Annotated in this window: 17 protein-coding genes and 2 pseudogenes; 15 read left to right on the forward strand and 4 right to left on the reverse strand. The window is 52.9% G+C overall.

The annotated features are described in order from the left end of the window. Positions 1–18: 18 nt before the first annotated feature. Positions 19–282 (reverse strand): annotated as a pseudogene (locus E8F11_RS11255) (branched-chain amino acid transport system II carrier protein); the annotation flags it as partial. A gap of 451 nt (positions 283–733) precedes the next feature. Here E8F11_RS11255 and E8F11_RS11260 point away from each other — a divergent pair. After that, the gene (locus tag E8F11_RS11260) at positions 734–2,020 is read left to right on the forward strand and encodes an OprD family porin (RefSeq protein WP_280288911.1); all 1,287 of its coding nucleotides are present in this window, start codon (positions 734–736) and stop codon (positions 2,018–2,020) included. A 540-nt stretch (positions 2,021–2,560) separates the two neighbouring features. On the opposite strand, the gene E8F11_RS11265 is transcribed toward E8F11_RS11260, so the two are convergent. Together E8F11_RS11265 and E8F11_RS11270 are read right to left on the reverse strand one after the other, a co-directional pair. Next, positions 2,561–4,312: an ATP-binding protein gene (locus E8F11_RS11265; RefSeq protein ID WP_280288912.1), complete on the reverse strand. Its 1,752-nt coding sequence runs from the start codon at positions 4,310–4,312 to the stop codon at positions 2,561–2,563. A gap of 453 nt (positions 4,313–4,765) precedes the next feature. Continuing rightward, positions 4,766–5,266: a hypothetical protein gene (locus E8F11_RS11270; protein ID WP_280288913.1), complete on the reverse strand. Its 501-nt coding sequence runs from the start codon at positions 5,264–5,266 to the stop codon at positions 4,766–4,768. Between the two features lie 675 nt (positions 5,267–5,941). On the opposite strand from E8F11_RS11270, the gene E8F11_RS11275 reads away from it, so the two are divergent. The 9 genes and pseudogenes from E8F11_RS11275 to E8F11_RS11315 all read left to right on the forward strand — a co-directional run. Further along, positions 5,942–6,148 (forward strand): hypothetical protein, encoded by a 207-nt coding sequence (locus E8F11_RS11275; RefSeq protein ID WP_280288914.1) that lies wholly within the window; start codon positions 5,942–5,944, stop codon positions 6,146–6,148. After that, on the forward strand, positions 6,145–7,056 hold the full coding sequence (locus tag E8F11_RS11280) for a DUF4007 family protein (RefSeq protein WP_280288915.1): 912 nt from the start codon (positions 6,145–6,147) through the stop codon (positions 7,054–7,056). The genes E8F11_RS11275 and E8F11_RS11280 overlap by 4 nt, the downstream gene beginning before the upstream one ends. Next, on the forward strand, positions 7,049–10,510 hold the full coding sequence (locus E8F11_RS11285; RefSeq protein ID WP_280288916.1) for a hypothetical protein: 3,462 nt from the start codon (positions 7,049–7,051) through the stop codon (positions 10,508–10,510). Before E8F11_RS11280 ends, E8F11_RS11285 begins: the two co-directional genes overlap by 8 nt. Continuing rightward, the gene (locus E8F11_RS11290; protein ID WP_280288917.1) at positions 10,488–11,315 is read left to right on the forward strand and encodes a phosphoadenosine phosphosulfate reductase family protein; all 828 of its coding nucleotides are present in this window, start codon (positions 10,488–10,490) and stop codon (positions 11,313–11,315) included. The genes E8F11_RS11285 and E8F11_RS11290 overlap by 23 nt, the downstream gene beginning before the upstream one ends. Before the next feature lie 15 nt (positions 11,316–11,330). Further along, positions 11,331–13,697, forward strand: a complete 2,367-nt coding sequence (locus E8F11_RS11295; RefSeq protein WP_280288918.1) for an ATP-binding protein — start codon at positions 11,331–11,333, stop codon at positions 13,695–13,697. Further along, complete coding sequence (locus E8F11_RS11300; protein WP_280288919.1) at positions 13,694–15,661, forward strand: hypothetical protein; 1,968 nt, start codon at positions 13,694–13,696, stop codon at positions 15,659–15,661. Before E8F11_RS11295 ends, E8F11_RS11300 begins: the two co-directional genes overlap by 4 nt. 374 nt (positions 15,662–16,035) lie before the next feature. After that, positions 16,036–16,983, forward strand: coding sequence for a hypothetical protein (locus tag E8F11_RS11305; protein ID WP_280288920.1), 948 nt, complete (start codon positions 16,036–16,038; stop codon positions 16,981–16,983). Between the two features lie 268 nt (positions 16,984–17,251). Then, positions 17,252–18,193, forward strand: coding sequence for an SMEK domain-containing protein (locus tag E8F11_RS11310; protein ID WP_280288921.1), 942 nt, complete (start codon positions 17,252–17,254; stop codon positions 18,191–18,193). A gap of 490 nt (positions 18,194–18,683) precedes the next feature. Further along, positions 18,684–18,972 (forward strand): annotated as a pseudogene (locus tag E8F11_RS11315) (DUF736 domain-containing protein); the annotation flags it as partial. 59 nt (positions 18,973–19,031) lie between these two features. Here E8F11_RS11315 and E8F11_RS11320 read toward each other — a convergent pair. Next, on the reverse strand, positions 19,032–19,322 hold the full coding sequence (locus E8F11_RS11320; RefSeq protein ID WP_280288922.1) for a helix-turn-helix transcriptional regulator: 291 nt from the start codon (positions 19,320–19,322) through the stop codon (positions 19,032–19,034). Between the two features lie 253 nt (positions 19,323–19,575). Between E8F11_RS11320 and E8F11_RS11325 the strand changes: the two genes are divergently transcribed. The 5 genes from E8F11_RS11325 to E8F11_RS11345 all read left to right on the forward strand — a co-directional run bounded on the left by E8F11_RS11325 (position 19,576) and on the right by E8F11_RS11345 (position 23,958). Continuing rightward, entirely contained in the window at positions 19,576–20,364 is a 789-nt protein-coding gene (locus E8F11_RS11325) for a LuxR family transcriptional regulator (RefSeq protein WP_280288923.1), read from the forward strand. A 1,023-nt stretch (positions 20,365–21,387) separates the two neighbouring features. Further along, the gene (locus E8F11_RS11330) at positions 21,388–22,014 is read left to right on the forward strand and encodes a DUF2971 domain-containing protein (protein ID WP_280288924.1); all 627 of its coding nucleotides are present in this window, start codon (positions 21,388–21,390) and stop codon (positions 22,012–22,014) included. A 39-nt stretch (positions 22,015–22,053) separates the two neighbouring features. Then, complete coding sequence (locus E8F11_RS11335; RefSeq protein WP_280288925.1) at positions 22,054–22,863, forward strand: GIY-YIG nuclease family protein; 810 nt, start codon at positions 22,054–22,056, stop codon at positions 22,861–22,863. Between the two features lie 33 nt (positions 22,864–22,896). Then, positions 22,897–23,487: a hypothetical protein gene (locus tag E8F11_RS11340; RefSeq protein WP_280288926.1), complete on the forward strand. Its 591-nt coding sequence runs from the start codon at positions 22,897–22,899 to the stop codon at positions 23,485–23,487. Positions 23,488–23,556: 69 nt separating this feature from the next. Next, entirely contained in the window at positions 23,557–23,958 is a 402-nt protein-coding gene (locus E8F11_RS11345) for a hypothetical protein (protein ID WP_280288927.1), read from the forward strand. Position 23,959 lies beyond the last annotated feature (1 nt).

The raw sequence follows: 23,959 nt of genomic DNA on the forward strand, positions 1-23,959 counted from the left end.
GACGTGGCGGCGTCTTTAAATGGCATTGAGCACTGGGACGGAGATCTGAACCTGCTGCGTAAGTCCGAGATTGGAGGACAGAAAAGAGAATCCGGCCAGTAGTACAACCAGCCCTTTGTAGCTAAAGGGTAGGAATTTGCTGAAGGACTCGGCACAGGAACAGGTGAGGTCAACGGCGGTTACTAAACAGGCCAACGTGATCAGGAAGGCGAGAAGCTGGTTACCTAATGCACCAAAAGCGTACTGAACGTAGGAGTAGAGGACTTCCGCCCCATTCGTAGCGTGCTCGCCATTGGCAATCGAGGCGACCCAGGCCGTGGTCAATTCGACTCTTCGTACGCCTGATCTCAGTAGTGCGGTCCTCTGGAAGCATCCGGCAATCCAACGCCTTTGGAAAAGCGAGGATGCGCGTGAGGGACTTGCTGCTTTTGCTGAGAAGCGGTCGCCCCGCTGGACTGGACGCTAAATCGAACTCCGCTACCCCATCTGTCGTTTTAGCGGCAGATGGGGCTGAGCCTGGCCGGTGAGTTGCCTCGCTCCGGAGAAAAAGCCCCAAAGACCAACCCAGGCCCGACGACGCGCTCAGGTTTGCACCGCTGACTAGCGATGCGCGGTGGCACGGGCTGGCGTTTGCTTGAACCTGGATTCATTCGCAGTTTCCCCAACGTCCGACGAACTTCAAATCATCGGAGGGGGACGCTTCACGCCTAAATTTGCTAGAGGGATAACAACAATGAAGCTCTCAAATCATTCAAATCGTCAGCCGGTATCCTCGGTTCGGTCGGCGATTGCGCTCTCCATCGTTTGTGTAGCCGGAGCCTCCTCTGTGGTAGCAGCCGCGCAAGAAAGCGGTTTCATCGAGGATGCGACGGGCACCCTGACTCTTCGGAACTACTATCTCAATCGCAATTTTGTGGACACCGCCACCCAGGGCAAGGCTGAAGAGTGGACACAGAGCTTCATACTCGATGCCAAGTCGGGCTTCACTCAGGGTACCGTGGGCTTCGGCGCCGACATGCTCGGCTTGCTTTCGGTCAAGCTTGACGGTGGCAAGGGCACCAAGGGCACCCAGCTACTGCCGGTCCATGGCGATGGTCGTCCCGCCGACGACTTCGGCCGTCTGGCCTTGGCAGGCAAGATGCGAGTTTCGAATACAGAACTGAAGGTCGGCGAGTGGATGCCGGTGTTGCCGATCCTACGCTCCGATGACGGTCGCTCGCTGCCGCAGACCTTCCAGGGTGGCCAGGTGACTTCCAAGGAAATCGAGGGCCTGACCCTTTATGGAGGCCAGTTCCGGGGCAACAGTCCGCGCAATGATGCGAGCATGGAAGACATGTTCATGAACGGCCGGCCCGACGCTACATCCGACCGCTTCAACTTTGTTGGCGGCGAGTACGCCTTCAATGAAAACCGCACGCTGGTTGGTCTGTGGAATGCCGAATTGAAGGACATCTACGAGCAGCAGTTCGTCCAGCTGGTGCACAGCCAACCCATCGGCGACTGGACGCTCGGCGCCACCCTCGGCTACTTCACCGGCAAAGAAGACGGTAGCGCCAAGGCTGGTAACCTGGACAACCACACCTGGTCCGGTCTGTTCTCCGCGAAGTATGGCGGCAATACCTTCTATGTCGGACTGCAGAAGGTTGGTGGTGACGATGCCTGGATGCGGGTCAACGGCACCGCTGGCGGCAGTCTCGCCAACGATAGCTTCAGCTCCAGTTATGACAATGCCAACGAAAGCTCTTGGCAGGTACGCCATGACTACAACTTCGCTGCAGTCGGAATACCCGGATTGACCCTGATGAATCGCTATATCAGTGGAGACGACATCCACGTTGGTGCCGATCGCGATGCCAAGGAGTGGGGGAGGGAAAGCGAGCTCGCCTACGTGGTCCAGTCCGGCACTTTCAAGGCTCTCGGGGTGAAATGGCGCAATTCGACCATGCGCCGGAGTTGGGGCAGCAACACCAGCTTCGACGAGAATCGCTTGATCGTCTCCTACCCGATTTCATTGTTCTGAGGATGAGTATCTGGCAGCAGGAGGCGTCGTGCTGGTCAGGGACTTTTGCGGGAAATCGTTGAAAACCGTCAGGTAGCGTAGGACATCGGTTGCAGCGAGCGCCCTAAATGATGCTAGAAAAATCTGTGAGTTATGAGGTCGACCACTGGCATGGGGTGCAAGGGGACGAGTGTTCGAATCACTCCGTCCCGACCATATCCAGAAAAAGGCCGGTTCAGAAATGAACCGGCCTTTTTCGTTTCTGGGACTTTTGCGGAATTTCTCCCCAGCGTCCTCTTCAATATTGTCAGCGTTGGTCCCCGCGAATTCGTTGCCGATACCTTGTTGGCTGCACACCAGCTAATTGCCCCGCTTCGTCAACCGAGTTGTGGCTGGTGATGTCGCTGCACTGGTGATTCGGCAGGGCCTTGGCGTAGTGCATATCTCCTTGGTTACTCCTCAGATGTCACTATCGGTGTCCAAAATTAGTAGTTCACTGAGAGAAGAGGAAAGGCTCGCGTGGGGAGTCTTACCTTTTGGGCGCGCTCACATGAAGAACCTCTAGATTACGCCCTTTACTTTCTTAAGCATCGTCGAAAGGAATTGACCCCAGTACTGCGTAAGGTCACTGTACTGATCGGTTGGGTTCTTATGCATTGACTCCGCCTTACCGTACGCGATCAAAAGAAGCGTCAGCGCTTCAATCGTGCGGCGCGCAGCCTTCACCGCTTCATCTCCCGAGACGGCCCCTGGATCTCGCTCCGAGATTTCTTTGAGGGGCTCCCACATTTCACGATAGAACGGGTGGCGGGTATTGAGGCGGATAATAACTTGGTTGGCCAAGTGTTGCGTGCTAATGAACATATTTCCAGGAAAGTCCACCGATTCGATCACGAATGGTAGTTCCCTGACCTTTTCGACGTAGGCATTTTTATCCTCTTCGGACTTGTGGCCAACATCACGTGCAAGCTCCTTAAGTACCCGATCAACCTCATTAGAATCGGATGGCCCCTCGGCGCGGCCCTTGGGCATTGTGACATCAACATCCTTTACCGCCGAGAGGACAGCAGAATGCTCACCTTCCTTGTCGTGGTCCTCTTTGGCTGCATTTCCCCAAATCTCATCGATTTCCTTGCGTGCCGTTGGGATGTGGCGCTCAAGGCAGCCCCGGATCTTGTCTCGTAGCTCGCCATGAGGCTCAACCCCGCGTTTCACATTGCGTATGCCGAAGTAATCATCCAGGTCTGGGCTGAAGGACACCTCAATCCCGATAAAACGATCAGGATCTTGGACTCCGGCCGGAAGGATACGAGGCACGTTTGTGTATGACACCTCGCGGCTCATCCGAATGAAGCTCATTGCGCCCAAATTGTCTGGCACGCGAAGCTCCTTCGCGAGTTTGTCGCCACCCAAATAACGTTTCCGAATCACTTCTTTGGGGTATAGGGTTACCTTCAGGCGTGCTTTTCCTCCAGAAACGCGAATTTCATCGTCGCCGATAACCTTTGCTGGGAAGTGATCGAGAGCACGATTAGTGCCACGAGCCCGTTTTTCACCTGCTGTCTCGCGTGTGAGAATGTGATCAGCCCAAGTGCCCTCCATGCTCATCAAGGGGTCATGCGCGATAAGTTCTTTATCATTGACCTTGATTTTTATTCCGCCATTGATGAAATAACGGAAAATCCTAGCAAGCTCTTGCTCTAGCTCCGCGCGGAGCTCGTCGAAGTTGGCTGCCATTCGGCCTTCCTCAAGTCGGTCGACTTCAGACCAGACGACCAAGGAGCCCGTACCGGAAGGCAAAAGATTTTCCAGATCGTCTGGAATTGGTTCCTGATTAGGAGCTTCGAGGCCGACCATTTCGCCTGCCTCTTCTTCTTTGAGTGCCTTATCGAGGTCGAAATAGGTGTGCAGCCACGGCGAGTGTGCATGGCCACGACTCCAGACGTTGATGCGGCGCCCAAAATTGAGTGCAGCGAGCTTTGCTCCAACCCCGTACTTACCAATCGTGTCGGTTCTCATGTAACGCGTCGAGAAACCAATGACCAAGTAGTGATGCAGCGTGTCTTGATCCATACCACTTCCATCATCTGCAATGGCAATCCGGTGGACATGCTTTTTGCCTTGCCGATTCTGCGCTTGGTCGAGCTGGATACGTATCTCGTTGGCCTTTGCTTCGATACTGTTATCGATCACCTCGCCCAGGGCCGTAGATAGGCTGTGGCCCGAATCTCGCAAGGATTCGAGGGCGTGCCCCGCCATGATCATGGGTATCCGTTCATTGACGGGCTTCTTTACTTCGCGATCAGCGTTCATACAGACCCTCCATCAAGTTTGCTTTCGAGCTCAAAGCCAAACTGGGCACCAGTTGTAGGCTGCTACCTCAAATGGGTAAGCGCGTACATAAGAGCTTCCACGTCTTTCTTGTTGCAAAAGGGGCATCCCTGGAGGTTTCCCATCGGGCGAGCAGGGTGAATTACGTTTTCGATGCGTCCGTCTGCCGACAGAATGTGAAACCACGCGGACTCGAGCCGAAATGCGTGTTCTGCGGATGCGCACGGCTCCCAAACAATGTGGCTGGTCTCGATTAATCGTTCGTGGCCGCAAAGTCGGTTCACGATGCAGCTGTCGGAGCGGCCGACGTAGAAAGGCATGTTGTTCCGCAGCAGCATGTACACGCCGACGGCGCCTGCTGGAATTACGGTTCTAAGCTGGTGCGGCACGGCGATATAGCCGAAGCGCCGCGGCGCACCTAGCAAAAGGACATGGTTAGTCACGGAGGCTCGCCTCGAACTTGGTGGTCGCAACACGAATCGCCCTGCGCAGTTGGGTTATACGGGCAGCAGAGATACCCGTTGCGCGGGCGGTCTCACCAAGTGTTTCTCCGGTGATCAGCCCCTCCATCACGCGTACTGCGTGGCTGCTGGACCTGCCGACCTCGACAGCGACCGCCTCGGCGAGCTGATTCGCTTCAAGCAATGCTTCTGGGTTCGTAGGGTCGCCAAAGCGTCCCTCCTCAAAGCAGCTCGACTCGCCTTCAGCGGGGAGGTCTACATAGCGACGAGCCGCGGACTGCCGAGACAAGACTCGCTTAGAGTCGCGGAGAAGATTGCGTAGGAGAAACCTGTCAATGGTCCGTGTTTCACTCAGCGCCAGGTCGAGCGCGTGCTCCGCCTGCTCAAAGCGCCGTGATCCTGGGGTGTACTTGGCCTGAATGGCCTGGATTCTTGCATAGGCGCAGAAACGCGCCTCAATTGAGGGGCTGGCCATGTTCGCTATCCTTTCTGTGCCTTACCGCCCCACTGGGTGCAGCAAAGCCTTACTAAGAAACGACGATTCGTTCTGTTTTTGCCTCCATGCCATATGGTGGTCATGGCTGCCTGAACGAGTTGACGTAAAGCATAGGCCCGACTGGCAATCAGCTCGATTTGCGGACCTACATCTCTAATGGGACCCGATCAGGCGAAAATGCGTATTCGCACCTTCGACAGTGTCAGGTTAACCACGCCCCGAGTGCAGATTAGTATCGGTGAGCGCTGGATATCGAGCGAGCAGCGCCGTGCTCCAAGCTACCTACTACTAAGCCCGGCGGGAGCGGCCCGCTAGACAATCGCAGGCCCTTGAGCAGGATGCCCAATAGGTCATCGGCGCCCAGCCAGGCGAATTCGGTTACCAACAATCCAAGCGCTATGCCAGTCGCGATGTCTATCCATTCAGTGGAGTCCCTAGAGAGATTACGTTTCCTGCTTGGTGGACCGGGCCCAGCCCCAAGCGATTTCGATCGCGGTCAAGGTTTCTCAGTCCGTGAGTGCTCGATTAGCTTAATCGATTGAATTTCCGAGAAAAAATTGACTGGGCTGAAGCCAGAAACGCTGCTAAATGGGAACTCAATCAAGTATTCTCCGAGTATTGGTAGAGCCTAAACCCAGGCTTGGAGAATGTCGGATGAAGGTCTTGTTTGATACTCGCAGAATTCAGAAGCTCGGGAGGGTGGCCCTCAGCGAGCAATTGCTAAGGAATGCAGGCCTTGGCGAGGGTGATCAGGTCGATATCTACTTCGATGCCGCAACAAAACGTATCATCATCGAGCCAGCTGTCCAGAGGGGGGATTCCTCTACCCCAGACAAGCTCGCATCAGGGAGGAGCGCATGATGGCGGGAGCACCGCGACGAGAGGAGCGTTATTCGGGACACGAGTCTTTCGTGTGCCGTTACGGTTGGCTACCCAAGCTGCACAATGCCATTTCCAGTGATCCGTTGGCGCTAAAGGATGAGGCTCAAGCAACCATCATCTTGGGCATCGGCCGTAACATGGTTAAGTCGGTGCAATTTTGGGGTGAGGCTTTCGGGATCGTCGAGGCTCGGGAGGCAGGAGGTGCTCAATCCGGTCCGTTGGGGCGGCTCCTGCTTTCCAACGACGATGGATGGGACCGCTTTCTTGAGCAGCCCGATTCGCTTTGGTTGCTGCATTGGTGGATCTCGACCCATGCTGACGTTGCCGTCTGGAATCTCGTCTTCGGTAACAGTGCTTACTCGCGCTTTGACCGTAAAGCTCTTATCGCAGGTTTGCTTGAGCGTTCCGTAAAGATCGGCAAAAAGCTCGCCGTCACGACGCTGGAACAACATGCCAGCATTTTTCTGCATTCCTATAAGCGTGAAGAGTCCGCTGCAGATGACACCTCCTGGTGCCCATTGCAAGACCTAGGGCTTTTTGAAGAAGCGACTGCTGACGATGGGAAGACCGTCTATCTCGTTGGTAGGAATGCTCCCTTGGGCCTATCGCCGCGGATTTTCCTGTTCGCAGTTGTGGATTTCTTTGCGCGTCGTCGCTCTGCCACCCTCGGCCTGACTGATCTCATCTACGGAGACTTCAGTCCAGGTGTCGTCTTCCGCCTCGATGAATTCCAGGTGCGCACCCTCCTCGAAGGAGTAGAGCACGAGTTTCCAAGCGTTTTGCGCTTTGTTGACACTGCTGATACTCAGCAAGTGATTCTTGAGCCTGCACTGGTGCCCGAGTGGGCTGCATGCTTGTGGGTAGCAGGGGAAGAATTGAATGTCTGAGCTTTTAATAAATCAAATCGAGTTGGACTCTAAGTTCCTTCGTTCCATATCCCTTACCCGAGACCTGCGCTCCCCGGAGTCCCTAGACAGCTATCTCATCACTCCGGCCGTGCTGACAGTGCTGCGGCAGATTGGTGGCGCATTAAAGGCAGGGAGCGCCCAGCGTGCCTGGAAGGTCATGGGTCCGTACGGCAGCGGTAAGTCGGCATTGGGCTTGCTGTTGGCTCGTTTGCTGGAGGGTAAGGACAGCTCGCGGGCAATCTATAAGCAACTCAAAGCGGCTTCCCTTGAAGCTGCAGGGCTGTTCCCACAAGAGCAGAATCGTTTCGCACTGGCCATTACCGGCTCACGTTCTTCGCTTGGCGACGCCCTGGCGCAATCGGTGATTGAGGCGCTGGAATATCTACCAAGCAGTCGACTCGCGAAAGATCTGAAGCGTCAACTGGATCTGAAAAGCCAGACCTACCGTGATCTCCCGCTCAATGCTGCAACAGGCAGCCTATTGAGTGACTTTATTGCTGTTACGAGATCTGCTGGCCACGGCGGTGTACTGCTGCTGATCGACGAACTCGGCAAGTTCGTCGAGCATGCAGCGCTTCACCCGGAGGCGGGGGATTTGATGTCGCTTCAGCAAATTGCAGAAGCCGCCTCACATCCCACGGATGATGGTCTGCTCGTCCTTACCATGCTGCATCAGCATTTCGATGCTTATGCAAAAGGCGTTGGTAGAAGTCTTTCTGACGAGTGGCATAAGGTATCGGCTCGCTTCGACGATGTACCGTTCGACGAGCCAGTTGAACGCTACGCACATTTTGCTATGCATGCGCTGGGGGCTGGTCCAACCATTACCCAGTCCATTGCTATTCAGCAAAAGGCGCGAGAGATTTATCAACTCAGCATTGGCTTTAAGTTTTTCCGTCAATCGGTAGAGAGTGATTTGTTCGCTCGCGCTGAGGCTCTTTATCCCCTACATCCGGCGGCGTTGGCCGCTCTAGCGGTCATCTCCAAGCGCTTTGGTCAGAGCGAGCGCTCCTTCCATGCATTTATGCGTGGGCATGAAACAGGTGCACTGCGTGATTACGCTGGGCGCTCGTGGGTTCATCCTGGTGCTTGGTATGGGCTTCAGGAGCTATTCGACTACCTCACTACAGGTATCGGATTACGCTTCCGGGATCTGGAGGCAGAACGCTGCTGGGAATATGCACGCTCAGTGATCGAGCGTAGTGATGCAGAACTGACGGACCTTCAGACCGCATTGCTCAAGTCGATTGCAGTAATCGAACTGGTTGCACCGTCTCTCCATGTCGCCGCATCGCCTGAATCGCTGGGTTTTGCGCTGATGAGGACTGGCGGTGAAATCGACCAGATAGCCGCCGCTCTGGCAGATCTTGAACGCAGAACAATTTTGCAAAGCAGGCAGGCCAGCGGGGACTATGTCTTCGCTGTGAGCCAAGCGGTCAACATCGAAGCGCTTTACCAAGAGACTCAGAAGCGCTCCGACGATGAGCTGATGTTCAACGGGATCGCATTCGCTTTGGCTGAGCGGAGTGTAATCGCAAGCCGCCATTACCAGCAGACAGGTACGCTCCGCTCGGTGAGAGTGATTGCTGGCACCCCAGATACGATCAAACAGGCCATCGGCAACTATGGTCAGCACGATGGCTGCATCGGGCTTATGTTTGTGGATTCAGCATCTTCTGAGCAGATTGCTTCGGCAACTACCGTTGCTGGTACTGCGAAGGATGCTTTAACACTTACCGCTATCGTGCAGGTTGGAGCTCAAGAGCGGAGTGCTCTTGTAAATTATTCGCGCTGGGTCATGGTGCATGACCAGGTGAAGAGCCGTTTTCTTGATCCATGGACTGAGCGTCATGTGGAAACTCAGTTAGCCAAATCGAGAGAAGAGGTTTCTCGTCTTGTACTTGCTCTGCTGAACCGCCAAGCGAAGGGGGCTTCGGCGTTGACCTACTGGTACCGAGGTAAAGAAGTCCAGGGGAGTGAGTCGATGAACCTCAGCCAAGCTGCGTCTTGGCTTTTCGATAGCGTGTTCAAGTCAGCTCCCACGATCCACAACGAGCTGATCAACAAGGACAAACCCTCGTCAGCGATCACGGCCGCCCGGCAGCGTCTATTCGAATTGCTTGAAAAGCATGGCGGCGAGGAGCTGCTTGGAATCACCGACTTCCCACCTGAGCGCCTGCTGTATGTCTCACTCTTGCAGTCGACAAGGTTGCATCGGAAGAACGGCTCTCGTTGGTCGCTAACTGCTCCGGACAATGATTCTGATGCTGGCGTTAGGAAGGTTTGGCTAGAGCTTGATGCTTTGCTCATGACCGACAAGCCGGTCAGCTTTGCTGACGTAACCCGCAAGCTTGCTCAGCCTCCCCTTGGTGTGCGGAATGGCCCTGCATCGATATGGTGTGTGGTTTATCTGCTCCTAAATAAAGAGTTCTGTGCGATTTTTGAACGTGGCAGCCTGGTTTTGGAGCTCACTTCAGACCATATGCAACGGATGTTCCGAAGCCCACAGATATTCACTTTCCGCCGCTTTGCTGCGGTTGAGCGCAAGGCACTGATTCAGGACTATGCAACAGCGTTAGGGGCTGTGGGTGTACAGGTCAGCTTGGATGCGTCGTACCTCGATGTAACGAGGGGGCTGATTCGCTGGTACATGCAAATACCACAGTATTCGCAGGAGACAATGCGTCTCTCGAATCAGACCAAGGCATTCAGAGATGTCGTTAAGCGGGCTACAGATCCTGTCGCTCTACTGGCCCAAGATATTCCGCGTGTGCTGACCGGAATGAAAGGCAAAGAGGGGGCGGATTTTGTCACCCTACTTACGGACTCGTTGACTGAGTTGGGCTTGGCATTCAGGCGTCTCCAAGATGAGGTTAGCCTTTCGATGGCCCAGGCATTTGCCATTACTGGGTCTTTCAAAACCCTGCGTACACAGTTGCAGGAAGAGTGCGCCGATGCGGCTCGCTCTCTGGTAGATGCCGATCTGAAATCCTTCATCATGCGCTGTGCTGATATCACGCTCACCGATGACAAGTGGCTGGATTCGATCGCGAGTGTGGTCGCGCACCGTCCATTGGATATCTGGACCGACGCACAGGCACCCCAGTTTGCGAGTAGGGTCCAGGATCTCTGTGGCCGCTACAAACGCTGGTTGCGTGTAGCAATGTCTCGTGGGGATTTCGAACGCCAGGCGCAGCGTTTTGTGGGGGTCACCCTGACGCTGCCTAGTGGCGAAGAGGCTGCGATGCTGCTGGCTTCTGATCAAGAAACCAAGCGTGTGGCTGATGATCTGCTCAATGACCTCACCAAACAGGTAGGCGGCGATCTGGACAGAGTTGCATCCGCCCTTGCCCAGGCACTGCTGCAATTGCAGCAAGGCTCTAATGCGATTAACGAGAAAGAGCTGACCAATGAGCAACGAACCGCAGGTTAGGCACATCCTTAGTCTCTCGGGGGGCAAGGATAGCGCTGCATTGGCCATTTACATGCGCGACCGCGTGCCTGAAATGGAGTACATCTTCAGCGACACGGGTAAAGAGTTGCCAGAAACCTATGACTACCTGCAGCGGCTGGAAAACTATCTAGGAAAGCCTTTGCATCGCCTCAACGCAGATCTGGGCTTTGATCATTGGTACACCATGTACGGCGGGATGATTCCATCGAACCACCGCCGCTGGTGTACCAAGATGCTGAAGCTGAAGCCATTTGAAGACTACTGCGGTGATACCCCAGTAGTTAACTATGTGGGGCTAAGGGCCGATGAAAATCGGTCGGGTTATATCAGCCACAAGACCAATATTAAGGCTGTCTACCCTTTCCAAGAGGATGGCCTGATTCTTCGAGACATCGAAGAAATTCTTCGGACATCCGGCGTCGGGATGCCCCCTTATACCAAGTGGGGGCGTACGCGTTCCGGCTGCTTCTTTTGCTTCTATCAGCAGAAGATCGAGTGGGTGCGTTTGAAAGAGACTCATCCGGATCTCTATGAGAAAGCCAAGGAGTACGAAGTACCGTTCGAGAAGACCGGTAACTTCTTTACATGGAGTCAGGGGGAAAGCCTGGCAGAGCTCGAACGCCCGGAGCGGATGGCGCAAATTAAACGCGATCATGCATTGCGAGTCGAGCGTTTGGCGCAAAGAAAAGATAACTCAACCTTGATAGCGGTTTTCTCGGAGCACGACTCTACCGAGATGCCAGATGATGACGATGATCAAGGATGCCTGGTCTGTCAGCTATGACGAAAGGGAGTTCAGATGTCATTTAGAATAACAGCCCGAACAATCTTACAGCTCGGAGCCGAGTTGATCTCATCCGATGCGGTGGCGCTCTATGAGTTAATCAAGAACTCGATCGATGCGAAGTCGACAACTGGAATTGATATAAGGTTCTCGATTGTCATGTTGTTATCCAAGTACGAAGAGTGCTTGGCCTACATCGATGACGATCACTCGTTGAGTGCTTGCCGGCGGCTCATTTTTGACAGCCTGCAAGCGGATGCCGAGCAGGACGACCTAGAGGAGTTCAGGGCGCTTATCAACGAGTCAGAAACCCGAACTGAGCTGCGCGACGCGCTGATCGACGCCTATCGTCGGATAAACCGGATCGAGGTCAGTGACACCGGACATGGGATGTCCAAGTACGATCTGGAGGAAATCTACCTGACCATTGGTACTTCCAGTCGGGCCAGGGAGATATCCAGGCAATTGAAGCAGGGTGCTAGCGATGGTGATTCTGTTTACTTAGGCGAAAAGGGTGTGGGCCGTTTATCGGTGATGCGGCTTGGACGGCGCGTTTGTGTAACTACGGCCCGTGCCGAAGACAGCCATTTCAACATTCTCGATATCGACTGGCGTGAGTTCGAGGAAGCTTACGACCAATCCCATGACTCGGTCGTGCTTAAGGTTAAGCGCGGCCGCAGCAAGCCCAAGGACATGTCTGGTACTACCATCGTCATCTCTGATCTTACCAGCGTATGGACGACCAGCGTGTTGGAGGAGAATATCCGCGGGCAGATCGCGCGATTGACGGACCCGTTCGTGGCCGGAAAAAAGCGGCGATTTCCGATTCGCTTCCAATACAACGGGAGCGACGTCACCTACGCCGCAAAGATCAACAAGCTCCTGTTGGACAGCGCACATGCTCGGTGTACGGGCACGTATCGCGTGATCGACGGTAAGGCGCAGCTCAAGGTTGAGATTGTCGAGAACCTGTATGGCGGCAATACGTATTCCGACATCTTCGACGAGTTGGACCTCAAAGCTATGACTGGGCTGGATGCGTTGGGATATCCACTTTCGACCTTGCGCAACATCGGTGATTTCGAGTTCCAGTTGTATTGGTATAACCGTCAGAGGATCAAAGCCATTCCGGATCTGGGAGCACGTGCCGATGTTCTCAAAATGATTGAGGCCTGGGTGGGGGTCATGCTGTTCCGCGATGGCTATCGGGTTCTTCCGTACGGTGACGAAGGGGACGACTGGCTCGGACTCAACCGCAAAGCGCTAGCGTCCAGCGGTTACAAGCTGAACACCAAACAGTTCATTGGCCGTGTTGCCATAGGGCGTCTCAGCAATCCACGACTTCTGGATCAAACCAACCGCCAAGGGCTGCAGGATTGCCCAGAAAAAATGCTGCTGGTCAGGTGCTTGCAGAGCGTCATTACTAACCGAATTGCCTGGGTGCTTGATGAAGGCAAGGCCAGCGAAAAAACCGAGCGCCTGGCCGGTTTCGATGTCACACGCACCAACAACGCGGTTAAAGATCTGGAGAAGCGAGCCAATCAGGCCGTGCGCAAGATTTCCCTAAGTTACAGCGGGCCGGAACAGGTGTTGCAGCAAGTCAGGGATTCATTTGCCGAACTCAAAGACGCCTACAGTCGGGCCGTGGACAAACTGGAGGTTGTGGAGAACGAGCGCGAGCGGATGACTCATCTGGCCGGTATTGGCTTGACGGTGGAGTTGGTAGCTCATGAACTGGCAAGGGTGACTGAATTTACCCAGAAGACACTCAAGGATGTGCCGAAAAAGCAAATTAGCCAAGAGCTGAAAAGCGTGTTCAACGTGCTCGAAACGCAACTGAAGAGCATCCAAAAGCGCTTAGCCATTCTCGAACCGCTAAGTGTTTCGGCCCGGCAGCGAAGATCAATGAGAAGCCTGGGTGATATTGTGGATTTTGTACTCACGGCCCACGATTCACAATTCAGGCGGCACGCCATCTCCGTGAAGCTCATCCAGGAGTTGGATGATGTTCAGGCCTTTGTCGTCGAAGGGCTGGTAGTTCAGATCATCGAGAACCTCATTTCGAATTCTGTGTATTGGCTGAAGGCCTATGCGCAGGAGCATGAGAGTTTCGCACCTGAGATTGAGGTCACTGTTTCGGACAATCCACCGAGCATTACCTATTTCGACAATGGTCCGGGCATACCGCTTGCCCGAAGAGAAGTAGTATTCGAACCATTTTTCTCAACGAAGGGCACGACCGAACGGCATGGCCTGGGTTTGTATATCGCACGGGATTGCGCGGAGATGATGGGCGGAAGTTTTACTTTGGTGGATGAGCCGCAACTAAGAGCCGGTCGCCTGAACACATTTTTGCTGGAATTGGCAGGGGAAGCCAAATGACATTCATGTTGAACGAGCTCTTCAAGGCTACCAATATAGAAAACATCGAGATCATCGATGACGCTTTTGATGAGCAACCTAATGTTGCACTGAGCACTGAACAAGTTACCGCGTTTTTGGATGACCTCTCCGCGGGTGACTATAGGTTGGTTCAAGGCATTTTCGACATTGAGGGGTACGACGACTTAGCTGATGCGCTGGCCACGATAGAGGGAACTACAACGCTCTTTGATCGAATCGAGGAGTTGGAGAATAAGGCCCATCGCGCCAAGGTGTTTAGCGATTTTATCAATGACGTCGTGACCTCCCGGGAGATGTTAGAGCCGTTGCTGGAGGTGCTTGGCGAGTCAGAGGCTACCGTGCGTACCTCGGGTTCTGATTACCAAGTTCATGACGTCGCCCCGGATATCATATTTATCGATCTGAAGATATCGCATGGCACTGACGTCAACGTGAACGTGGCAGTGTCGATTGTCAAACGAATCATGCAGCGTCATCCGCGATCTACTCCGATTATCTTTCTGATGTCGTCAATGCCTTTGGCGCTCGAGGAAAAGCGAGACCTCTTCAGGGTGTCGTGCGCGTTGTACGCCAGCCAATTTGAAAAGCTAAATAAGGAAATGTTTGCCCGCAAGCGTGAACTCCAGCGGATGATTTCTGACTATGCGTCGGCCTATCCGGCTATTCGATCAGTGCGTGGCTATCATGCTGCCTGGGGAACAGCCATAAAAGAGGCGGCTGATCGGTTCGAGACCAAGCTTAGGGATCTGGATGTCGCGGACTACATGGCCCTCAAGGACATCTCTCTAGCTCATGAGGAAAGCGGTGTCGGAGCGTATCTGACTGAGGTGTTGATGGAGTATTACCTGTACGAGCTGCAGGGCTCTTCACAGGTTCATCAGTTGGCTTCGGAAATCGATGGGTGGGCCAAGAACAATATACGTTCCAGCTTTAACATCAACAAAGCCGCTGAGACAGTCTATCTGTCCAATATCGTCTTCAACCCAGCCTTGCTGAAGGCTGAGGAGGCAGTCGGGCTCGATTACAAAAACGGTAAGTTCAACCTGGGTGACGTTTTCCTGTTCAAGGACGAGAAGAGCGGCAATTTGACCAAGGCTGTAGCCGTGATGAGTCCGGCCTGCGATTTGGCTCGCTACGACTTCGACGAGGCTGACTGTGTGCACATTCTGTTGTGTGAGGGCCAACTGAATAAATTCACTGATGATGTCCCCATTCGCAATATCAAGACCGATTCTTCGGTGGCCCCATTGATTATCGAGTACGGGGAAGAAGGCAATGAGGCCACTTACTTGGTCAGCTGGAACGTCAAGCGTCCCTTGTCCTGGTCCGCGTCAGAAGCCAAGCAGGTTGCAACTGGCGCCACCCCGTGGTGCTTTGCGACGCGGATGCGCATGCTATACGCAATCCAACTCCAACGTGCCATGACCAATGACCTGAGCCGTGTCGGGGTTCAGGTAGCACCGTCCATTTACCAGCCGCACGGCTTAACTATTTATTGCCGTGTGAAGGAAAACTGGGTCCTTCTGTGCAGAGAATGGGCCGATAGCAACACCGCTGCTGCGATCACCGACGATCAGCCGGCGAAAACGATATTGTTCAAGCTACGAGGTGGAGTACTTGCGCAGTTGATGAACAAACTCGACACCTGGGTAGACGCCAATGAAGGTGAATATGGTGTCGCTGACCTCAAGCAACTGCTATCAGACGAGAATGTTTACCTAGGATTGCAGCACCTCTATATGAGGAGGGCACCAGAGCCGGAGAAAGGAAAGACCTTCCGTCACCCACTGAAGCAGCTTCAACTGAAAGGGGCATCTGCCAAGGCCGCAAAGGAGGTACTCGCTTTTGTGAGGGAGAAGGACACCTTCGATCCAAGCAAGCCGGTGCTCGAAGGCGAGTTGGCGGCAGTGGTGGTTTGCTTCAAGTCGCTCAAGAGTGCGTAGCAGTTCATGCCTGGCTGAAGGGGAGTGATCGATGCGGCTGCCCTCCTTCAGTCATCCAAGCGACCGCTTTCGAGACATGACTATCGATTTAAGGCGATCAAAATTTAAGGATCGCTTTCAATGTAAGCAACAACTATCACATATCCCTGTCGATTGGTTTGTGGGTTTTGTGGGTTTTGTGGCTTAGTTGGTAGAATCTATTTAAGATGGTTACTCGGTTGCTCTTCGGGTTTCACGCGAGCCCCATATGGTTGTCGCAAGTGGTTGCGTAATATCAGGAAGAGATGTCGTGTAAGTAAACATTTAGTTTTCGTATCTAGTAAGGTGTGTCTTCAGCTAAGCCACCACTATCAAATAAGCCAATAGGGATATTTATGCTTCCACTCACCAGTTTTTTCTGTGACGTTTTGCCGGCAAGGCCAAGGGATCCTGACTATTACAAGGCTTTTCTAACCCAATACACGCTAATTACAGTTCCAGCTATATTTTCCCAAGGAATTTTGACGCCTGGCTCCGGTAAGGTTGGAGAGAAGGCCGAATTAGATTCGGACGTAGATGCGTTTGTTAATGAACTGCCGGACAATGCCCAAGCGAGACGTCAGCTTTTCGGAAAGCTCTGCTTTGCAAGCCAACTGGATCCGGGTGAGATGATCCAAGAGAGCGAGAAACGAACATTTGTCAGCCAGTCTTTTATAGATAGATCTAAGGAAGTCGGCATCTCTAATCGTGAGTTGATCTTGTCGGCGCTCAATGCTTCGGCATTCTTGAACTATTTTTGCCTCTTTGAGGATACGATCAAGCAGATTTATCATCGGCGATTTGGCTATCCTAAGGATGGAACGATGGTGGCCGGAGGGGAAATAGTATCCGTCTGCCTAAAGAAAATTTTGGATGGTAATAATATCACGGAAAGCTTTAGTAAGGAACTTGCGCGTCGTAGTAAGTTCTTTGTAAGTTTTGAAACGCTGTCTGCAACCTGGGATCTAATGAATCTCATCAGGAATCGCCTTATTCATCACGGTGGTTATTACGGCAAGGCATCTAAGATTACTTTCAAGAAGCGTCTTGATGCCATTGTTGAGGAACTTAAAGGTGATGAGTGCCCTGTTACAGCTAGTCTGTTCCTCGATAGCCTTGAGCCAATCGAGAAAGAATTAACCAAAACTGGCCGCCTGACATTTTGCAATGCTCTGGAGAACTGCATCAGAAACCTTTCTCTATTTGTTGTGGAGTCTCTGTTGTTAAGCGAAAGGGCCTCGCGACGGAATAAACATGGAAAGCCTCATGCCAACGAACGAAAGCCAGAACGTGAAACGGTGTGAGGAGTGCGAGGAAAGTCTCCCAAAAGACTTCAGGAAGGTCCAAGGAACCCTGACTAAAGGAGTTGATGCAAAGCATCCTCTCATCACCTTGGTTTATAGCGTGAGGTGTGAGTGTACCGCTTCGGAGGTTCATTGGCAGGAGTGCTTCAGATCGGTTGATGTCGCCCCAGATGATGGGTTTTCAAGCTGTTTTCAGTAGCTATGTTCTATTTATAAAGAAAGCGTTGATCTCAGGATTTCAATTGTTTCCCAACGCTCAAGGAATACTATGCTTATTCGTGAGAGGCTTATAAAGCAAATCGCCCTTCATATTACTAATCTCAGCGCATTGGCAGAGGTGTTGGGGAAGCTTCACTTCTTCGACCTTAATATAGCTGCCGAACATTTTTATCAGAAATTGCTCAATCAGGTCTACGGATACGATCTTTCCAATCTTAATCATAGTCAGATAAATGCTGCCGCGATCGACTTGGCAGACCAAAGCCGCAGCCTGGCGGTTCAGGTTACATCGCAGCGTAGTGCTTTGAAGATACAGAGGACATTGAATAAGTTCGCACAGCATGGGCTTGGAACAAATTATGTCTCCCTTAAAGTTGTGATAATTGGTAAACGAACAGGCGATTATAAAACAGTGTCTGTCCCTCAGGGCGTGGTCTTCGATGGGAAGGCGGACGTTATCGATGACCACTCTCTTATTCGCGAAATTTCAGGTAAGACAACTCCGGAACTCCAATCCATACTTGCGCTAATAGAGGGTGAGGTCAACCATGGTCATACTGCCCTGTCAGTTCTGGATAAGGGCGATGCGGACGCTCTTTTGGACATTCGGAACTTGATGGACCGGCCCGCTCTGCAGGATCCGTGGCACTTGGAGAACGATTATCGGGCATTTGAGGAGGCAATCACGGGGCTCATTGAGACCATCAACACTGGTCGTTCGGTCGGGCAGTTCGTGACAAAACCAAGGTTTAAGTACCATGACTGTATACTTGTCAGTCGTCTAAAGGTGATTTACGACCAGCTACGCGCATTACGGCAGTTGTTTCGTGCTCATGTTCAGAGTGGAGAGATCAGGTTGAAAGAAAATACCTGCAATTTTAATCTTCCGCAGACCGCCGCTGCCTTCGATAAACTTCGAGGCGCGATTAATGCCGAATTCAACTCCCTTGCTGCGCCATACAATTTGGCCCCGCTCCCGAACGTCAGCTAGCCTGTAACTATCTGTTCCCGCGGTTGCCGCACGTGTCTAAAGCGCCATAACCATACGGGCAGGTTTGATGTAAGCGCATGCTGGATTCCACTTTTGCAGATGAAGCAGAGCGGCATTTGCCGCTAAGGCTTCCAGGAAGAGTCTTAACCAATGGTCGGGCGAGGTGTTCGTACGTTCAGCACATGCTTGATAGCTGCGGTTGACTATTGGAACTCCAATATCGTGAGCGGAGGCGGCTACTGCAGGTCAGATGCCCGATGTAGGCATTTTTGAGTATCGAGTTTCGTTCCGGCTGACCGTGAAAGCTCAGGGGCTTTTGTGGGAAATCGTTGAAAACCGTCAGGTAGCGTAGGACATCGGTTGCAGCGAGCGCCCTAGATGATGCCAGAAAAATCAGTGAGTTATGAGGTCGACTACTGGCATGGTGTGCAAGGGGGAGAGTGTTGGAATCACTCCGGCTCGACTATCTACCTCAACGATTTAGGTCAACATCGGCGCCTTCACCGCTCGGAACGACGGCTTCACCAGCACCGTCCGCACCTTGATGCTCAACATCAAGGTCAAGTTCGTTCCCAACGACCGGAGCAGCGAGAACGTCCCGACTACTGCATCGAGGCAGCCGGCGGCTTCGACATCGGCGCGGCCTGGAAGAAAGCCAACCAAGCCGGGCAGCCCTACCTGTCCGTGATCCGCAATCATCCTTTGTTCCCGGCGACGATCTACGCCTGGCTGATCTAGAGCAGGACCGTCTGCAAAATCTGATTTGGTCTCGCAAAAAGTCTGTGGCATGCCTGCTACCTCACCGCCCCGCTTGTTGCGGCGGGGCACTGTCGCGGGACTACGCCCTGGATGCGGCGAGCTGGTTCTCCGTCGCTGCCATTAGCGCCGCCGTACTGCAGTCGAGCGCGCCGGCGATCTTGAAGATGATCGCCAGGGTGGGCATGTGCTCGCCGCGTTCGACCTTACCCATGTGCGAGCGTTCGATACTGGCCAGGTTCGCCAACGACTCTTGCGCGATGCCTCGCTCCAAGCGCAGGGCGCGAACCGCGGCGCCGAAGGCTTGCGCCAGCTCGGCATCGAAGGTGGTGGAGCCGGCCGGTCGGCCGGGTTGGACGGATCGCTTCTGCATGGACGGAAGCGTCCGGTAGAGGGGAGATCAAAACCACGTTATATTTAACTCATTAGCGGGATTTTCGACGCTTTCGTGCTTTTGCGGAAACCCGTACCGGCGTATTTCATCAGAACCGCGGAGGCGCCTTTGTGTCTTTCCTGACTGCACAATGCCGCCTCCACACCTTGGTGCCTTTATGGATTTGTCGGCATGCACATTCTTTCATCTGTGCAAATGCACAAATCCGCATCGGCAGATTGAGGTCTCGACAATGTACGGACAGCTCACCGAATGGACCCGAGACGTTGCCGATGTACTGACGCAACCTCCCGGCCACTCGCAACTACAGGCGTTAACCACCTGGCTGCAGCGCTTGGGCTTCGTCGATCACTTCGTGCTGTTCATCTACGAGGGGCGCTATCTGCCGCTGTCGCTGTTCGACACCTTCCCGGTGCACCTACGGCAATTCTTCGTGCACGAGTACCAGACGGGGCCCTATCGACTGGACCCGTTCTACCTCGCCAGCCAGGGCGGCCAGGCGGAGGGGTTGCACAGCATGCGGAACCTGGCGCCCCAGCGCTTCTATGCCAGCGAGTATTTCCGCAGCTATTACCGCCGCCTGGGCCTGTGCGAGGAGCTGGGCTTTTTCACCAATCTGGAGGGCCAGGGCAGGGCGGTACTGTCGCTGATGCGACGGCGGGGGAGGCTCGCGTTCAGCGAAAAGGAGCTGCGGCTATTTCGCAGTGCGGTACCGGTGGTGGATGAGGTGGTGCGTTCGGCTTGGCAGGTGCATCGGCCGAAGGAGCAGCGGGTTGCCTATGACCTGGATGAGAGGGTTCGCAACGCGTTCGACCAGTTTGGGCGGGAAGTGTTGAGCCCGCGTGAACGTCAGGTCGCACGCTTGGTATTGCAGGGGTACGCCAATAGCTCGATTGCAGAGTTGCTGGGCATCCAGCGAGGGACGGTGAAGGTCCACCGCAAGAACCTCTACGACAAGCTGGAGATAGGCAGTCAGGCGGAGTTGCTGGCGGTGTTTATCAGGGAGCTCAAGGGAGGGTGATCACCCCGACCCCTTTGGTGGCCAAGGTGCGTCGCGCGTACGTCAACGCCAAGCGCCCAATGTCGAATCCCGGCCCCGTCGAGGGCGCTGATGCAGGAAGAGCCGAGCTTGATTCCGCTGATGGGCAGCGTCTTGCAGATATCCGAGCCGGCATCCAGCGAAAGGAAGCCGTGATCGAGGGGGGGGCAGCAGTACGTGAGGGAGGTATGTAAGGAAAAGGGGACAGATTTATTTTTGGTACTCTAATTCGCAGAACTGCGTTTCACATTTAGAGAACGGGAAAAGAGGGCGGATTTAATTTTCTGCTCTAGAAATGGCTTGCGCATATGAGATGCACGGCCAGTGAGGCGATATTAGAGTACCGAACATAAATCTGTCCTTTTTTTGCAGGGCGTGAGACTTCCCAGGGGCGGATCGCCTTGAGTGTCCGGACATCTAACGTCGGAAGTGCGTGTCTGAGGTTGAAATCTGAGTCATTTAGGGGGCCGAACCTACCCCAGATTTCACGTGGCAATGCCTAAATCGGTCGTTTTGCAATTCTGTGCAGGTGAATCGGAGCGGCATAGACTTTTTCAACAGAATCGGCCGAAAGCGAACGTCGGAAAAGTCAATCGTCCCCTCTGCCTGTGTTGGGGAGGGAAATGATGGCAAACGTGCGTCTGGCCCTGACTTCATTGACAATTTTGCTGTCGGACATCGTTCAAAAGCTCGAATGTGTACGCCGCTATGTACACAGTTGAAGAGGTGCCTTTGGCCGCTTGAACTGGCCAGCGCAGGAAACCGCACATTCTAACAAACAGGAGCATCAAACGCCCACGGGAAGCGCCTTCAGGCGACGTATGCACGGGGTGGTCCTCCCCACGCGAACCGCTGCTCCCCATGAGGCATTGAGGGCCTTCGTCAAAGATGACCAAGCCAGTCGCCTAAAAGCGTCGCGCAGGGCTTGCAGGGCCTTGGAGAAGGCTGTAGGAAAGGCTTATTGGGTGATGGTGATTTGATATTAATAAAGGACCTCTCTACACCATGGAACAGTCGCTTCGCAGATATACCGAGCTCCCCTACCTGATTGACTACCTTCAAACAAAAGACCTTGTTCTGCTGAATCCTGCTACTTGGGATGACAGGAACGACTCCTACTACATTGAGCAGTATGCCCGCGCAAACGGATACCAGAGCACCTATGCGCTCTGCCTGGCCGACGCGTCCGAAACCTATCACCACTGGAGAGTATTTTCTCATGGCGGCAGTGGAGTCTGTATCGAGTTCGACAGAGACAAACTTCTCTCGGCAGTGCGCGCTATACCTGGCTTGCGCGCAGAGGAGGTGAAGTACAAAACGATAGAGGCGCTCCGCTCATTCGCGCCATTGCAGGATGATTTGCCGTTCTTAAAGCGGCATGCGTTTGTTGATGAGAGAGAGTTCAGGCTTTTTTATGGCTCTCAAAAAAAGGGAGCACCTGTAATGCGTATCCCTGTTCCACTCAGCAGCATACGACGGATCACCTTAAGTCCTTGGCTTTCTGGCTCCGTTGTCGATCACGTAAAGCAGACCCTGAAAGCCATAAAGGGATGTGGTTCTCTTAAAATATATAAGTCCACGCTGGTGGAAAACGAAAACTGGAAAAAATTTGCTGGCAGCGTATCGCTATAGGAAAAGCCGGGGTTGGCGAAATTTATACATGAGGGATTCATGGATATTAAGATTGGAAGTCTGATCGAGCTTGAGTCGATCAAAGATTACAAAATTCATTTCGCGGTGTGGAATGGAAGCCAGGACCCCCTCGATATATTCGTTCGGGATCAAGAGGAATGGAAAGGCTGGAATGGATGGAAAGGCAGGCGCGACGATTTCAGTAGGCGCTACATATTCAGCCTTATTAGATATCGGCATCGGCCAGGTACATGGTTGTTTGGTGGGATATTTGAAGTAATCGAACGCCTGCCCGACAAAAATATTGTCAAGCTTACTGATAAGTACAGCAGTTATATTGGCAGGTTGTTAATTGAGTACCCTGGGCCTGGTTCCCGTGGTAGGGCTTTCTATCTTGAAAAGCACTTCGAAAGCCTGGTGCTCTCGCAAATATTTGAGAAGACATACACAGGCGAAGCATTTTGCGGATATGAAAATATAGAACACAGTTTCTCCGTTCTGGAGTCAATCATTGTGCAGAAGAAACAGGATTGGAAATCTGCTCTGGAGAACGTGAAAGGTGTCTATCTGATTGTCGATAAGAGTAATGGGAAGAAGTACGTAGGCTCAGCGTATGGTGATTCCGGGGTCTGGTCCAGGTGGGCCTGCTATATTGGTACAGGCCATGGCTGGAATGATGAGCTTACGAAGATCATAAAGAAGGAGGGCAAGAACTACGCTAGGAAAAATTTCCAGTTCTCCCTGCTTGAATATCGCTCGATGAAAACTGATGACAAGGTGATCATCGATCGAGAGCAGTACTGGAAGCGTGCATTGCTTTCAGGAGCTTTTGGTTACAATCTCAATTAGCGACCCCGCGGGGTGTTGAGGAGGTATTAGCCAATGACAATTTTCGACTTCTATGTAGGTCTTCGAGAAGAAATACTGAAGCAGATTTCTGGTATTGATAACTCTAATGCGAATTGGGGCTGGAGCTGGGATGACAGTACTCCCAACTGTGTTGTCAAGGAACGCCTGGAGTTGTTACTGGGGAAATATGTGCCCCTGGCTAAGGAATTCGGGGTTTATATCGTTACAAGGTATCCTATGTGCAAAAATCCCAAGCACTGGTTGTACCCGACAACAAATCGCTATGGGATTCCAATTCCGTACAAAGATGCGCGTTTCGTATGGAGTGGAAGGGAGCTTTTTCATGGCTGGAGACTCTCTATCTGCCCCTGTTCGTCAACGAACGAACCTCGGGAAAATATGGTGATAGATGAATTTATTTGCGACAAGGCAGCCAGCATCGGGGAATTCAATAAAATTGCTCTAATTTTTGAGGATATATCGGCAGCCATTATGAATTCGAAGGATAAGAAATCTCGCTCTGGCATCAGGGAGTATTTGCTGAGAGCTGTATTGAGGATTAATGACGCAATATTGCCTCAGTCAGTTGATGAGTATATCGCGCAGCGCCGCGAGAATATGTAAAAATGTTATCGACGCATGATGGATCGGCGATCTATGCGTCATTGTTATGGCTTGGTGCAGAGAACAAAAATGCAATTACTTCGTGAGGTCGGGGACTTTCCCAATAAATCTGTTGTGGAATATGCAACCATCAGAGCTGAAATTCCTCATCGGCTCGTGCCTTCCAATCTCCAAAATCCACACTATAGAGACGACGATATAGTTCAGGGGCTGTATGTAAGCCCAGTCGGTCGACTTTCCTACAAGACTCTCTATCTGAACAGTGGTGAGCTGGCAGAGCAGTTCATTGTTTACTTGTGCTCGGTATTTAAAAATAGGCCGTATGCCAAGGACTATAGGCTAAAGCTTGAAGTGATAACCACCACCCAGAAGGTCACCGCAACGAAGGGTAAGCTCAAACATTCAGCCCAAGTCAAAGAGATTTTGTCAGGTGCTGGATTAGGCACCTATTCGCCCGATTCCTTTGTCTGAC

Source organism: Pseudomonas sp. BN417 (assembly GCF_029871205.1).
In the GTDB taxonomy this organism is placed as follows: Bacteria; Pseudomonadota; Gammaproteobacteria; order Pseudomonadales; family Pseudomonadaceae; genus Metapseudomonas.

Coding starts and splice junctions, on each gene's coding strand:
- E8F11_RS11260 (WP_280288911.1), top strand. CDS start 734: ATGAAGCTCTCAAATCATTCAAATCGTCAGCCGGTATCCTCGGTTCGG.
- E8F11_RS11265 (WP_280288912.1), bottom strand. CDS start 4,312: ATGAACGCTGATCGCGAAGTAAAGAAGCCCGTCAATGAACGGATACCC.
- E8F11_RS11270 (WP_280288913.1), bottom strand. CDS start 5,266: ATGGCCAGCCCCTCAATTGAGGCGCGTTTCTGCGCCTATGCAAGAATC.
- E8F11_RS11275 (WP_280288914.1), top strand. CDS start 5,942: ATGAAGGTCTTGTTTGATACTCGCAGAATTCAGAAGCTCGGGAGGGTG.
- E8F11_RS11280 (WP_280288915.1), top strand. CDS start 6,145: ATGATGGCGGGAGCACCGCGACGAGAGGAGCGTTATTCGGGACACGAG.
- E8F11_RS11285 (WP_280288916.1), top strand. CDS start 7,049: ATGTCTGAGCTTTTAATAAATCAAATCGAGTTGGACTCTAAGTTCCTT.
- E8F11_RS11290 (WP_280288917.1), top strand. CDS start 10,488: ATGAGCAACGAACCGCAGGTTAGGCACATCCTTAGTCTCTCGGGGGGC.
- E8F11_RS11295 (WP_280288918.1), top strand. CDS start 11,331: ATGTCATTTAGAATAACAGCCCGAACAATCTTACAGCTCGGAGCCGAG.
- E8F11_RS11300 (WP_280288919.1), top strand. CDS start 13,694: ATGACATTCATGTTGAACGAGCTCTTCAAGGCTACCAATATAGAAAAC.
- E8F11_RS11305 (WP_280288920.1), top strand. CDS start 16,036: ATGCTTCCACTCACCAGTTTTTTCTGTGACGTTTTGCCGGCAAGGCCA.
- E8F11_RS11310 (WP_280288921.1), top strand. CDS start 17,252: ATGCTTATTCGTGAGAGGCTTATAAAGCAAATCGCCCTTCATATTACT.
- E8F11_RS11320 (WP_280288922.1), bottom strand. CDS start 19,322: ATGCAGAAGCGATCCGTCCAACCCGGCCGACCGGCCGGCTCCACCACC.
- E8F11_RS11325 (WP_280288923.1), top strand. CDS start 19,576: ATGTACGGACAGCTCACCGAATGGACCCGAGACGTTGCCGATGTACTG.
- E8F11_RS11330 (WP_280288924.1), top strand. CDS start 21,388: ATGGAACAGTCGCTTCGCAGATATACCGAGCTCCCCTACCTGATTGAC.
- E8F11_RS11335 (WP_280288925.1), top strand. CDS start 22,054: ATGGATATTAAGATTGGAAGTCTGATCGAGCTTGAGTCGATCAAAGAT.
- E8F11_RS11340 (WP_280288926.1), top strand. CDS start 22,897: ATGACAATTTTCGACTTCTATGTAGGTCTTCGAGAAGAAATACTGAAG.
- E8F11_RS11345 (WP_280288927.1), top strand. CDS start 23,557: ATGCAATTACTTCGTGAGGTCGGGGACTTTCCCAATAAATCTGTTGTG.